This is a genomic window from Clostridium algidicarnis (genome assembly GCF_000703125.1).
GTDB lineage: Bacteria > Bacillota > Clostridia > Clostridiales > Clostridiaceae > Clostridium_L > Clostridium_L algidicarnis.
Map to the genome: position 1 here is coordinate 2,551,494 of NZ_JNLN01000001.1, position 14,720 is coordinate 2,566,213.

Consider the following 14,720-nt stretch of genomic DNA (forward strand, 5'->3'; position numbering starts at 1 on the left):
ATGTTCAACTCCTAGTTTATAACTATATTTAACTAGTTTAATGATAGACTTTGATAAAATATTTGTCAATTTATAAATTATCTACTCTATAATAAAACTAAAAAAAGCAGCTAAAACTCTTTGAGTTTTAGCTGCTTTTTATTATATTTTAGTAAATTCCTTGAAGCATCATAGCTTCTGCTACTTTTAAGAATCCAGCTATGTTTGCACCAGCTACTAAATTGTATCCGAATCCACAAGATTCAGCTGCATTCATAGCATTGTCATGAATACCTTTCATTATGTGATGTAATTTAACATCAACCTCTTCAGCAGTCCATGCAAGTCTCATACTATTTTGTGCCATTTCAAGAGCTGATACTGCAACTCCTCCAGCATTAGCAGCCTTAGCTGGTCCAACTATTAAACCTTTTTCTAAGAAATACTTAAGAGCCTCATTTGTACATGGCATATTAGCAGCTTCACATACAAATTTTATATCATTATCAACTATTTGTTTTGCATGCTCTAAACTTATATCATTTTGAGTAGCACATGGTATTATGATATCAGCTTTAGTTCCCCATGGTTTTTCACCTTTAAAGAACTTAGCACCAAATTTATCAGCATAGTCTTGAGCCTTATCTCTTCCTGAACTTCTCATTTCTAATAAGTAATTAATCTTTTCTTCTGTTATAACACCATCTTTATCATAAACATATCCATCTGGTCCGGATATTGTGATAACTTTACCACCAAGTTCTGCAACCTTTTTACAAACGCCCCAAGCAACTTGTCCAAATCCAGAGATAGCTACTGTCTTTCCTTTTATAGTTGTTCCATTATGTTTTAACATTTCCTCGCAAAAATAAGTTACACCAGCTCCAGTTGCTTCTGGTCTACCTATACATCCACCATAAGATAAGCCTTTACCAGTTAAAACTCCATTTTCAAAGGCACCTTTAATTCTCTTATAATATCCATACATGTATCCTATTTCTTTTGCTCCAACTCCAAGATCTCCTGCAGGAACATCTACATCAGGACCTATGTGTCTATATAACTCAACCATGAAGCTCTCACAGAATCTTCTAATTTCTCCGTCAGATCTTCCTCTTGGATCAAAATCAGCTCCACCTTTACCTCCACCTATTGGAAGTCCTGTTAATGAATTTTTAAGCACTTGCTCAAAACCCAAAAACTTTATAATTCCTAAATAAACTGATGGATGAAATCTTAGTCCACCCTTATAAGGTCCTATAGCTCCATTAAATTGAACTCTGAATCCACGATTAACATTTACTTTACCTTGATCATCTACCCAAGGCACCTTAAACATTATTTGTCTTTCAGGTTCGCAAAATCTTTCTAGAAGATTAGCTTCTATATATTCTGGATGGTTTTCTAAAACAGGTTCTAATGATTCTAATACTTCTTCTACAGCTTGAATAAATTCTGGTTCCCCAGCATTTCTAGTCTTAACGTTTACAATTACCTGTTCAATATACTTCTTAGGACTTAATGTTTCATTTGTCATTAATAATACCCCCCTAAAATGAATGTAATTCTGCATGTCACATTATCTTTGAATATAAAACTTTCTGACAATGTATTATATTCTATGTGAAGCATCTTATTCCTTCTTTAATTATAAAGATTCTCAACTTTGCAATTATTGATATTAAAATTAATCAAACCTTTATTTAAATAAAGGTTTGATTATAAGTTTAATATCTATCATCAATATTTTTATAAGAATATACTTCATACTCTTGCCATATTTTTTCTAAACTGTTGTAAGTATCGGAAATGTTTTCTTTTTCTCTAAGTCCAACAGCAATAATCAATGCATTAATGACACTTAAAGGTGCAACTAAAGAGTCAACAAATGAAGCCATATTACTTTGAGCAATTAATGTATAATCTGCTTGTGAGGCTAATGGTGATAGCAAGCTATCAGTAATAGCAACAACTTTAGCATTTCTACTTTGAGCATAGGCTAAAGATTCAATTGTTCTATTAGCATACCTTGGAAAACCTATACCAATAACTAAATCTCCTTCGCCAACTCTTATTATTTGTTCAAATATATCACTAATACCATTACCTACAACTTTTACATTATCTAAAATAACATTTAGATAAAATCCTAAAAACTCTGCTAGTGCAGTGGAGCTTCTAAGACCTATAATGTATATCCTTTTAGCATTAAAAATATTGTTAACTACATCTTCAAAGGTTTTATGATTGATTTTTTCAAGTGTTGCTCTGATATTTTCTATATCAGCTTTTAATACACCTTTAAGTGCATTTTCTTCACTTATAAAATCATTTGCAAGTTCAATCCTTTGTACTGTGGTTAATTTATTTTTAATTAATTCTTGTAATTCTTTTTGAAGGTTTGGGTAACCACTAAATCCAAGTTCATTTGCAAATCTAACCACAGTAGATTCACTTACTCCAACACTAGAACCAAGTTTGGCTGCAGTCATAAATGCTGCCTTATCATAATGCTTTAGTATATATTCCGCTATTAGTTTTTGACCCTTACTTAATCTTGGAAATTTCATTTGGATAGTTCTCATCAAGTCTTGATTATCTTCCATAAGTATTCCTGTTCCTTTCTTCACATTTAAAATAAAATGAAGTATTTATTTCATTTTATCATTTAATGAAGAATTAAACAATAAACAAAATCATTTTAATGTTAAATTTTTATTTTTCTTTTAACTTTTAACTTTATCTTTTTTCTATAATTAAAAGAGAGGGCGCGTTATTTCGATTAAGTGTTTCATGAAGCATTGAACCATATATTAATTTATCTAATGAAGAGGCATATTTTAGTATCTCCTCCTTTTCCTTTTGTCCTTCTTCATGACCACTATACATTGATATAGCCATAATACCCTGTGATTTTAATAGCTCAAGTCCTTTTTTTATACTGATTAATGTAGACTTACAGTTAGTAGTAATATTTTTATCTCCTCCAGGCAAGTATCCTAGGTTGTAAATTATGCAATCTACACTACTTTTTATAGTGTTATCTATAAATTCATGAGACTCTTCTATTAAATTCACATTTTGCATCTCTTTATTTTTATAATTTTCTATGGCTATATGTTGTATTTCAAAAGAATACACCTTTTTAAAATATTTTGATAAAAAATCAGTATCTTTTCCATTTCCTAAAGTTGCATCTATAGCTATATCAAAATTCTTTATATTATCTCTAATTATGTTATGTGAAAGTACACTTATATCTGCTGTATAGTTAAACATAAATATAAAAATCTCCTTATAAACTTTTTATATAATCTAATTCCTTTTCATTTAAGTATCTCCAATTACCTTCTTCTACGTTTTCTAATGTTATTTCACCAATTGAAACTCTTTGAAGTTTTAATACTTCATGACCTAAGGCGGAACACATCTTTCTTATTTGGCGGTTTTTGCCTTCATATATTGTAATTTCTACTAAAGAAGAATTATTTTTATAACTTTCTTTTATTTCTATATTAGCTCTTTTAGTAATATATCCATCTATTTCTAGGCCTGACCTAAAGCTATTCAGTTCTGAATTACTAAAATCTCCTTCAATTAAAGCTAGGTATGTCTTACCAATAGATTCTCTTGGGTGTATTACTTTATTATATACGTCGCCGTCATTTGTAAGAAACAAAAGACCAGAACTATCATAATCAAGTCTACCAACTGGGAAGATTCTTTCATCAACAGTTACGAGATCTAGTATAGTCTTTCTTCCTCTTTCGTCATTCAATGTAGTAACATATCCTTCAGGTTTGTTAAGAACTATATATACCTTATCCTTTTCAGGTTCTATTAATTTATCATTTACATAAACTTTATCCTTTTTAGGATCCACTTTAAATCCTAGTTCATTAATAACTGTATCATTAACCTTCACAATACCTTCTAATATATATTGTTCACTTTTTCTTCTAGATGCAACACCGCATCTTGCCATGTACTTTTGTAATCTTTCTTCCATTAATTATTCAACTCCATTAATTATTTATATACCTAAGTATATTTGTTATTTTGAATAAAATCAATTTTTTAGTTTACATTAGAAATTTACTTTACATAATAATTATTATGTATATAATATAGTAAAATGCTGGATATAACAACGTTCTTAAGTAAACGTACAAAAAAGGAGAGATTATATCTCTCCTTTTTTTATCTACATACTCCAAGTAATATTAATAACCAAAGTATATTGTTGTTATTTCCAGAATTACCACATTGATTGTTGTTCCAAGGATTGCAGGAGTTTCCTCCGGTGTTACAACAAGTATTCACGGGTGTACAGCATGGTGTACAATAACATTTACATTTACACTTGTGTTTATGGCTCATATAAATCGCTCCTTCAAATTCCAACTTTTTTATGTCTAATTCATTATATTCCTACAGCATGTTTTTTGTTACAACCATAAAAGACTTTAATAAAGCAAAAAAGAAGTCTTTACAAGTTAATTTGCAAAGACTTCTTTTTGTTAATACTTCTATCTTTATTAATAATGTATCTTTAGATACTTCTAGTAACTGAATAAAGCCATTTTCTTTCTTCTTCTTTAAGATTTGGAGATATCTTTTCATAAACCATTTCATGGTAATTATTTAACCAATCTTTTTGAACCTTTGTTAAAAGTTCTGGGTTTATTGCATCTAAGTCAATTGGGCAGTATGAAATAGTTTCAAAACCAAAGAATCTTCCAAATTCACTTTCACCTTTTTCTATGGTTAAAAGTACATTTTCAGTTCTAATCCCATGTTTGCCCTCTCTATATATACCTGGTTCATTTGTTACAATCATACCAAGTTCTAATCTTACATCACTTGGTACTGTACTTATTCTGTGTGGTCCTTCATGAACATTTAAGAGGAATCCAACTCCATGACCAGTTCCACACTTATAGTCTATAAATCTATCCCACATTGGTTTTCTTGCTAGTATATCTAAATTTGATCCTGTAGTTCCATATAAAAATGTAGCACTACTAAGGTCTATATGCCCTTTTAATACTAAGGTAAAGTCATCTTTTTCTTCCTTTGTTAATGGTCCCATAGCTATTGTTCTTGTAATATCTGTAGTACCATCTAAATATTGTCCACCTGAATCCACAAGAAATAATCCTTCTTTTTTTAGAACATATTGGCTTTCCTTTGACGCCTTATAATGCATCATAGCAGCATGATCTTTATATCCTGCTATAGTATCAAAACTTGGTTCCATAAAGAGGTCTTGCTCTTTCCTAAAACTTTCAAGTTTATCTGTTGCTGACATTTCAGTTATTTCTTCTTTACCTATATTTGTTTTAAGCCAATATATAAATTTAACCATAGCAGTACCATCTTTAATATGGCTATTTTTCATACTCTTTATTTCTTCAGTATTTTTAACAGCTTTAAGCGCTGTTGTAATATTTGAATTGGACATTATACTACATTTACTTTCAATTATCTTGTATAAATATATATTAGTTTTATCTAAATCTATTGAAACCTTATCCTTACTGTCTAGGTAATCCTTTATTGTTTCAACATCATTATAATCTACAATTTGTATATTATCTTTATGGAAATCACTTAAATCAAGGTTTTTTACCTTGTTTTTATCTACAAATAATATTGCTTTTTCTAAAGTTACAAGGGCATAGGATAAAAATACGGGGTTATTTGCAACATCTGATCCCCTTAGGTTAAATAACCATGCAATATCATCTACAGATGATATAAAGTAAGCTGTTGCAGTTTTTTTCTTTAATATATCTCTAACTTCATTTATTTTTTCAAGAGCAGTCTTACCTGTATATTTAACTTCATGTTTGAACATCTTTCCGCTAGGTATCTCTGGTCTATCCTCCCAAATTTTATCTATATATTTGCAATTATGTTCAATAGTTATTTCTTTAATTCTAAATTCTTTTTCCATCTTATTGTATTGACTTACAGATATAGTTCTTCCGTCAAATCCAACTTTAGCTCCCTCATTTAACTCAGATAAGATCCACTCATCATAGGTTGGTACATTAGGTATTCCCATCTTAAACAAGTCTATACCACTGTCTTTTAACTCTTTATTTGCTTGTATGAAATATCTACCATCAGTCCAGAGTCCTGCTTTATTTTCAGTTATAACTATAGTTCCAGCGGAGCCCGTAAATCCTGATATCCACTCTCTAGATTTGAAAAATTTAGCTACATATTCACTTTGATGATAATCACTACTTGGAATAATATATGCTGATATTTTATCTTTTTTCATTTCAGCTCTTAACAATTTAATTCTATCTTTTATATTCATTAACAAAACCCCCTTCGTATATCTTGATCTATTTTATAATCTTTTAATACCTTATTATACTATAATATCATTGGTATAAGTTTCATTCAATACAGTTTAGTAAAACAATTTAGTAGAACTTTTTTAAATACAAAAAAAATATCCCACTAAAATCTTAGTGTGATATTTTTAATGATTTCTATTTTTTGTGTTTCTTCTTAACAACTTTTAGTCTAAAAAAGTCTTCTCTTTCTTTTTCTTCTAAAACCTCTGTAACGAACTTAACTATCTCACCAAATTTAGGTATTTGTATATTTTGTAATGCATTGGCTCTTTTTTGTGTCTTTTTAACTTCTATGGCCAGTCTGTATATTGCATTTTCTACCTCTGCTAGCTCATAGGTTAAAAACTTTACCTTATTAAATTCCTGTACAGCTTCATCTATAGAAGGTGAACTTCTATAAAATCCATATTTAGTGGTAATATTCTTTTTCTCAAATATTATCTTTGGTACTTCTACTCCCATAACACTTTTAAATATTATCTCATAATCTTTAGATTCATCTATAGCCATAGCTACATCCTCTACATTTAGTATACCTGAGTTTATATTTGCATCCCTTAATGCCTCGTAAGCTTTTGCAAAGGTTGAATTTATGTCTTCTTGAAGTGAATATGCCTTTGAAACATAGGACATTATTTCTCTTATTAAAACATTTCTCTTTTTATCTAACAATTCAAAGCCTTTTTTCGAAAATTCTAAAGAAGCCTTAGCTGATATTAATGTAGATTTAGTTGGAGCAAAATTTTCCACTTTACTTCACCACTGCTTTATAATATTTATTTAGCATTTCTGGAGATACTCTATCAAGCTCGTTTCTTGGAATTATACCTAATATACTCCAGGCTAAGTCTAATGTTTCTTCCATACTTCTATTTTCAGCATAGTCTTGTTTTAAGAACTTTTCTTCAAAAAGTCTACCGAATTCCATGTATATCTTATCTGTATCTGATAATTCATCTTCACCAATTACTTGGGCTAAAGCAATTATGTCCTGGACCCTTGAATAAGCCGCAAATACTTGGTTAGAAACATCTGCATGGTCTTCTCTTGTGTATCCATCACCAATACCATCTTTCATGAGACGTGAGAGGGAAGGTAGTATGTTTACAGGTGGATATATATCCCTTTGTTGTATACCTCTACTTAAAACTATTTGACCCTCAGTAATGAATCCTGTTAAATCAGGTACAGGATGAGTTATATCATCGTTAGGCATAGTTAGTATAGGTATTTGTGTTATACTACCCTTTACCCCTCTCATCATGCCTGCTCTTTCATATAGTGATGCTAAATCAGAGTATAGATATCCTGGGTATCCCTTCCTACTTGGAACCTCTTCTCTTAAGGAAGATAGTTCACGAAGAGCTTCACAGTAACTTGTAATATCCGTAAGTATTACAAGTACATGCATCCCCTCTTCAAAGGCTAAATACTCAGCAGCAGTTAATGCACATCTTGGTGTTATAATTCTTTCTACTATAGGGTCATCTGCAAGGTTTGTGAACATAACTACCTTCTCTAAAACCCCAGCTTCTTCAAAGCTCTTTTTAAAGAAATTAGCATCATCATGCTTTATTCCCATAGCTCCAAAAACTATACAAAAGTTATCTGCGTTATCCCCTGATATTTTAGCCTGCCTTACTATTTGAGCCGCTAATTCATTGTGAGACATACCATTTCCAGAAAATATAGGAAGCTTTTGCCCTCTTATTAGTGTAGCTAGGCAGTCTATTGAAGATATTCCTGTTTGAATATAATCTCTAGGATATTCCCTTGCCACAGGATTCATAGGTCTTCCATTTACATCATATTTATTTAAAGAATATACTTCTCCACCATTATCTCTTGGTTCGCCTATGCCATTAAACTCTCTCCCCAAAATATCTTTAGATAGTGGAATTTTAAATGACTCCCCTCTAAAATGTACTGATGTATTGTCAACTGATATACCTGTAGTTGGTTCAAATACTTGAATCACTGCTTTATCTCCATATATTTGAACTACCTTGCCTTTTTTCTTATGATCATTATCTACTATAATGTCTACTATTTCATCATAAGCTACATCTTCTACATTTGATAATATTATTAGAGGACCTTGAACCTTATCCAAAACTAAATATTCTTTTTTCACTTCAATTCCTCCTATTTATATTTCTTGATTATTTCATCAAAATAACTTTTTATATTCCTTTCTAAATCATCTATAATAGAAAAATCATCGTTTGGCACATTGTATTTCATTTTATATAAGGATTCCATTATATCTTTATCTATAATAACTGATATAGGTGTACCTATTTTAACGGCCTTATTACCCTCATCATAAAAACTTTCAATTACTTTTAGCATTTTATATTGTTTTTCTAAAGGCACATAGGTATCAAGGTCATGGTAGGCATTTTGTTGTAAGAAAGCAACTTTTAAGCATTTAGCCACTTCCATTACTAGCCTTTGATCATCTGGTAATACATCTTCACCTACAAGCTTTACTATTTCACTTAATTTATCCTCCTCATAAAGAATCTTTAGCATCTTAGCCCTAAGTTCTATTATGTCTTCAGCTATATTTTCCTGATACCAATCTTTTAATAAATTAATATATCCACTGTAGCTTGATAGCCAGTTAATAGCAGGATAATGTCTTGCGTAAGCTAGCTTTTTGTCGAGACCTAAAAATGCTGAAACGAATCTTTTAGTATTTTGAGTAACTGGCTCTGAAAAGTCTCCACCAGCTGGTGAAACGGCCCCAATTACCGTTACAGATCCTTCATTGCCATTAAGTGTTTCAACATAACCTGCTCTTTCGTAAAACTCTGCAAGTCTTGAAGGTAAATATGCTGGATATCCTTCTTCTGCTGGCATTTCTTCCAGTCTTCCAGATATTTCTCTTAAGGCCTCAGCCCATCTTGAAGTTGAGTCTGCCATTATAGCTACGTGATAGCCCATATCTCTAAAGTATTCAGCTAAGGTTATACCTGTATATATACTAGCCTCTCTAGCTGCTACTGGCATATTAGACGTATTAGCTATAAGCACAGTTCTATTCATCAGTGCTAGACCTGTTCTAGGATCTATAAGTTTAGGGAAATCTTCAAGAACCTCTGTCATCTCATTTCCTCTTTCACCGCAACCTATGTAAACTATTATATCTGCATCAGACCATTTAGCTAATTGATGTTGAGTCATAGTTTTACCTGTTCCAAATCCTCCAGGTATAGCGCAGGTTCCTCCCTTTGCTATAGGGAAAAAAATATCTATAACACGTTGACCTGTTATTAATGGTTTAAATATAGTTTTTCTTTCTTTTACAGGTCTTGGAGTTCTTACTGGCCACTGTTGGTATAATTTAAGTTCATGAACATTTTCTCCATTCTCTAATGTAACCACGACAGTTTCTATATTATAACTACCACTTTCTTTTACAGCTACTACCTTTCCATACATTTCTGGTGGAACCATTAACTTATGAAGTATAGTAGGAGTTTCTTGAACAGTTGCATAGATATCTCCGGCTATTAAGTTATCTCCTATTTTAGCAATTACAGTTGTATCCCATATCTTCTCTTCATCTAATGATATAAGACCTATTCCTTCAGGTATAAATCCAGCAGACATAGAATTTATCTTTTCTAGGGGCCTTTCTATTCCGTCAAATATGTTCCCTAGTATACCAGGTCCTAGCTTAAGTGATAAAGGGCTTCCAGTAGAAACCACAACTTCACCTATTTTAAGTCCTCCGGTTTCCTCATAAACTTGTATTGTAGCAATATCTTCTTCTAGTATAATGACCTCTCCTATGAGCTTTTTATTACCTACAGTAACCATTTCTCTCATTTTAAAGCCTTTCATACCTTCAGCTTTTACTACTGGTCCATTTACCCCAATAATTTTTCCTTCCATTATTTCACCTCCTAATCAAGCATTTCCATAACTTTAATACCTATTAATTCTTTACTCTCTTCGAGCTTTGCAGATATGCTATTATCTATGTTAAATCTTCCTTCAAAATCTTTAATCATAATTCCTCCAATAAAGTCCTCTTTAGATACCTTAATTTCAATCTTCTTATCTAAGAAATCTTTCAAGGTAGCCTTTATTTGAGATTCATATTTATTAAAATCTCTATCTAAAACTATTAAATAATATTCACCTTTACTTAATAGTCTTAAGTTTTTTGTTACTGTACTCATAAGATAATCTTCATATTCTTTTGAATTTACAAAGTCTAAGAGTTTATTTTTTATTTCTTCTATAGTGGTTTTTATAATATCATCCTTTAGCCGTAACATCTCTCTTTGTTTATTTAAATTTTCTTTTGCAATAATCTCACTTGCTTTAACGTTAGCTTTTCTTATTATTTCTCTTTCAGAAACCTTTTTGATTTGAGAAATTTTCTCTTTTTCAGTATTTATTTTAAGTTCTGCCTCTTCGTTAAATGCTTTTAACTTTTCTTCTTTTTCTTCATTTAATTTTTCATATATTATCTTTGAAAACAAGCTTATTTTATCTTCAATGGTGGTCATGTATTTAACCTCCTATATCTTAAGTCCAATAGATTCTTTTATATACTTAACTATTGCATCATTACCCTTAATAGACCCATGTCTATCTGGTATCTCTGCAAGCAAGGGTCCTTCTTTTGAAACCTTAAGCTTATTAACCTCATCTTGTATTAAAAGACCTATCTTTTCAGTTATTATAATAATTCCTATTTCTTTGTCGTTTTTTAGTTCTGTTATTTTATCTAAAATCTCTTGTTTTGAATTTAGTACTATACCATCTATACCAGCCATTTTCATTCCAACTATAGTATCTACATTGTCACTTATTAAAAAACTTTTCATGATTATCTCCTTAAATTACAATCTTGAAAGTATCATTATAGAAATTATAAGACCATATATAGCGATACCCTCACCAAGACCAACATATATAAGAGTTTTACCTAATATTTTAGGATCTTCAGAGACAGCTCCAAGTGCCGCAGAACCAACAGAACCAACAGCATATCCAGCTCCAATTGTAGCAAGTCCTGTAGAAAGACCAGCTGCCAAATATCCAAGTCCTGATGCACCAGCAGAAGTAGCTTCAGCTGCGTGAGCTATACTTGGTATATTCATAACTAAAGCTGCAGTTACAACTGGTACAAATATACTTAAATTTACCTTTAATGCTTTTCTCATTTTTTCTTTTCCGCTTATTTCATCTTTTCCCTTTTGGATAATTCCATAAGTTAAAGTTCCTACAACAACGCAAAATGTTAATGTTAATAATATCATCATAATAATTACACCTCTTAAAATTATTTTTAGTTTTATCTTTTGATTTAGTTAAATTTTACCTTTATTGGTTCAAATGGAATTCCTGCACCTTCATAGTACTTACTAAATAGCTCATAATATTGAAGTCTTAATCCTTGGATAAATACTATAAGACCCTCTAAGCCAATTATAATTATATTTCCTAAAACTAATATAAATACTGATGCTACACCACTTTTAGTCATCTTTGCCATAGCTGAAAAAGCAACAAAAAGACCTACGTGGTTTAGAGCAAATGCTCCTACCCTTATAAAAGAAATTGTATTAGAAAACATAGAAAGTAAAGTTTCTATAACTTCAAAACTTGCCTCTATGAAATAATCCTTAGGACCATCAACAAATAAAGGTTTCTTCCCTTCTATCAAATGAGCTAATGGTTGTTTTAATAAAATTGAGATTAGACACAAAACAAAAAATCCAACCCATACTCCAGTAGGTAATAGCTCTTTTTTAAATATTTTGCTTACAATTAAAGTTAAAACAGCTATATAAAACAAGAAACCAGCTACACCATCTTTACCAAATATACCGTGTTCTATATCTTTTTTCTTAGCATTGTTAATAATTCCTAATATAAATCCAATTATTAAAAAACAACAACCAAATATAATTGCCCATATTAAAATATCATTTATATCTTCCATTGGTCTAATTAATAAAGCATTAATTACTTCTTCAGATCCAAATACACTTCCATATAAGAATCCAAATATTATAGAACTTAAACCTATTCTAGATAAAATACCTCCAAGATTTCCCCTATCTTTCTTATACTTTAAGAAGAGTCCTCCAAGTAAAAGTACTGCACCTTGGCCTACATCGCCAAACATAGCACCAAACATTATAGTGTATGTTATAGCAAGAAACATAGTTGGGTCAATTTCTGTATATGTAGGTATGCCATACATTTGAACTATACTTTCAAAGGGTTTAATTATGGGATTATTTTTTAATTTAGTAGGTGGTATTATATCTTTATTATTTATTTCGTTTGGTGTCTTTTTAATGAATATTATTCCTTCCTCAAAGGAACTTAATAATTTTTCAAGTTCAGCCATATAAGTAGACGGAACCCATCCCGATAAATAAAAGAACTCATTAGTACGAGCAGCATTCTTCTTTATTTGTAGAGACTTTTTTTCTAACTCATAGCTATTTTCTAAGGTTCTTATCTTTTTGGAAGAACTTATTAAGAATTCTTTGATTTTATTTTCTAATAAATCTATTTTAGATTTATTACTTTCTTCTTCTAATATAAGTCCACGCATAATTTCCTTTGGAGTACCCTTATATTCATAGGGTAAAAGTATTTCTTCACAATTAGCTGATTTAAAAATTCTTTCTGCCTCAGAAATTAAAAGTTTTGGAGTAAAGGATATAAATATGATAAAATCTTGCTCTTTATGAACAGTGGTAACTGCAGATGGTATATTTTCATAATTAGCTCTTATTTTATTCATATTTTCTTTATTTACTTTGTATAATCCTACCTTGAAGTTTTTCATATGCGACATATCCTCTAACTTAAAAGAAGCATCTTTTAAAAAGTCAAAAGCTTGGTGAGTACTTTCTAGATACTGAGCCCTTTCATTTAAGGCTTCATATTCTTTATGTAATTCATCAAACTCACTATAAAGTTCTTCAGTTTCCTTTTCTATTAATTCATAATCATAAATTACATCCATAAAATCTTCTTTAGGTATATTAAAATGTGCTCTTTGTTCTTCTAGCTTTTCTAAATGTTTTAAATTTAAGCTAAACTCCCTATCATAGATATAAGGTCTAATATAACTTACATCCATTAAAGCTTCTATATTATCTTCTGATGTCTCTAGAGAAAAATCTGAAGAATCTATTTCTTGAAGAGCATTCACTGGATGAATGTATCCTTCTAATGCCAAATTTTTAGTAAGCTTTTCGAAATCTAAAAAGGATCCAATCATATTTACCATATACATCTTTTCTACGGACATGAATTCACCCCCCTGTTATCAATGTTTAATATTTATATACTTTTTTGAATCATTATCATCCATGTCATACCTCTTTTGCTCTAATATAGAGATTATTTCCCTTATTTCTATCCTATATAAAATTAAATAACTTATAACCACACTAAAATCTGATCTATTTTCTCTTATAAATTTACTAAAATATTTCTTTTGAAATTCCTTTTCTCTAAATTCGATAGTATTTGAATCATCAGCTTCATAAATCCATGCATAATGTGTTTTTTCTATTACATCATGAAAATCTTCAACATTTTTAGTGTAACATAAGCTTTTAATATCCTCTGAGGATAGCTTATAACCATCATAAATTGTGTAGTTAAATAATTCTTCTGGCGTTATATCATAAAACTTTTTACCCCTATATATCCAACTTAAATTAGATAAATCAGCTTCTAATCCAATTATAACCTTAAGGATTTCTTTGTTTTGCTTATCTAAGTGTTTTAACTCTTTTCTTAAAATGGAAAAATACACAAAATCAAGTTCTGTTTCAATTCTAAATAGCCCTTTTTCTGAAACATCATTAGCTAAGTTTTTTATTCCATCATAATATATACTTCCCTTTAATCTGTCTATTACTTCATCTGTTGATTTTGAAGATAAGAGATATTCATAATCAATAGTATTTAAACTACTTTGAGCAACAAGTTTGCTTTCAATAACATCTTTGTCTCTACCTATGTATTTACCTCTTATAATTACTTTTAAGTCTTCAATTTCCCACTTTAAAAACAAGTTTTTGATAAGCTTTCTATATTCGCCATTAAAATAATTAATGAATTTATTAAATACTTCTGTATAATATTTATTTAAAATAATTTCTAAATACCCTCTATGAATGTTATTAAAATCATAGTTTTGAAGCAAATCTCCATACCTAGTATTCTCTTTTAAGTACATTAAAGCAGTTTTCAAATCCTTGCTTTGAAGTAATTTTAAAAAGTCTTCTTCTTTAAGCATCTTTCCTTTTAATGCTTTTACTTTAGCATTTACCGCAGTAAACTTAGCAGCATTTCCCATCCATATCACTC

Annotated in this window: 13 protein-coding genes; all 13 read right to left on the reverse strand. The window is 30.2% G+C overall.

What is annotated here, in order from left to right; translation table 11 throughout:
* Positions 1-148: 148 nt before the first annotated feature.
* A complete protein-coding gene (gene gdhA, locus BV55_RS0112130) occupies positions 149-1,516 on the reverse strand; it encodes an NADP-specific glutamate dehydrogenase (protein WP_029453083.1) in 1,368 nt (455 codons plus the stop codon).
* Between the two features lie 190 nt (positions 1,517-1,706).
* Positions 1,707-2,585, reverse strand: coding sequence for a MurR/RpiR family transcriptional regulator (locus BV55_RS0112135; protein WP_029453084.1), 879 nt, complete (start codon positions 2,583-2,585; stop codon positions 1,707-1,709).
* Positions 2,586-2,718: 133 nt separating this feature from the next.
* Positions 2,719-3,258, reverse strand: coding sequence for a tRNA 5-(aminomethyl)-2-thiouridylate-methyltransferase MnmM (gene mnmM / locus BV55_RS0112140; RefSeq protein WP_029453085.1), 540 nt, complete (start codon positions 3,256-3,258; stop codon positions 2,719-2,721).
* Between the two features lie 16 nt (positions 3,259-3,274).
* On the reverse strand, positions 3,275-3,988 hold the full coding sequence (locus tag BV55_RS0112145) for a pseudouridine synthase (RefSeq protein WP_029453086.1): 714 nt from the start codon (positions 3,986-3,988) through the stop codon (positions 3,275-3,277).
* Positions 3,989-4,531: 543 nt separating this feature from the next.
* Entirely contained in the window at positions 4,532-6,310 is a 1,779-nt protein-coding gene (locus BV55_RS0112150) for an aminopeptidase P family protein (RefSeq protein WP_029453087.1), read from the reverse strand.
* 178 nt (positions 6,311-6,488) lie between these two features.
* Positions 6,489-7,103 (reverse strand): V-type ATP synthase subunit D, encoded by a 615-nt coding sequence (locus tag BV55_RS0112155; RefSeq protein ID WP_029453088.1) that lies wholly within the window; start codon positions 7,101-7,103, stop codon positions 6,489-6,491.
* A gap of 1 nt (position 7,104) precedes the next feature.
* Positions 7,105-8,487, reverse strand: coding sequence for a V-type ATP synthase subunit B (locus tag BV55_RS0112160; RefSeq protein ID WP_029453089.1), 1,383 nt, complete (start codon positions 8,485-8,487; stop codon positions 7,105-7,107).
* Between the two features lie 11 nt (positions 8,488-8,498).
* Entirely contained in the window at positions 8,499-10,256 is a 1,758-nt protein-coding gene (locus BV55_RS0112165; protein ID WP_029453090.1) for a V-type ATP synthase subunit A, read from the reverse strand.
* 11 nt (positions 10,257-10,267) lie between these two features.
* Positions 10,268-10,879: a V-type ATP synthase subunit E gene (locus tag BV55_RS0112170; RefSeq protein ID WP_029453091.1), complete on the reverse strand. Its 612-nt coding sequence runs from the start codon at positions 10,877-10,879 to the stop codon at positions 10,268-10,270.
* A 12-nt stretch (positions 10,880-10,891) separates the two neighbouring features.
* Positions 10,892-11,200, reverse strand: coding sequence for a V-type ATP synthase subunit F (locus BV55_RS0112175; RefSeq protein ID WP_029453092.1), 309 nt, complete (start codon positions 11,198-11,200; stop codon positions 10,892-10,894).
* Between the two features lie 15 nt (positions 11,201-11,215).
* Entirely contained in the window at positions 11,216-11,638 is a 423-nt protein-coding gene (locus BV55_RS0112180) for an ATP synthase subunit C (RefSeq protein WP_029453093.1), read from the reverse strand.
* Positions 11,639-11,682: 44 nt separating this feature from the next.
* The gene (locus tag BV55_RS0112185) at positions 11,683-13,650 is read right to left on the reverse strand and encodes a V-type ATP synthase subunit I (RefSeq protein WP_035794415.1); all 1,968 of its coding nucleotides are present in this window, start codon (positions 13,648-13,650) and stop codon (positions 11,683-11,685) included.
* Between the two features lie 18 nt (positions 13,651-13,668).
* Complete coding sequence (locus BV55_RS0112190) at positions 13,669-14,709, reverse strand: V-type ATPase subunit (RefSeq protein WP_029453095.1); 1,041 nt, start codon at positions 14,707-14,709, stop codon at positions 13,669-13,671.
* Positions 14,710-14,720 lie beyond the last annotated feature (11 nt).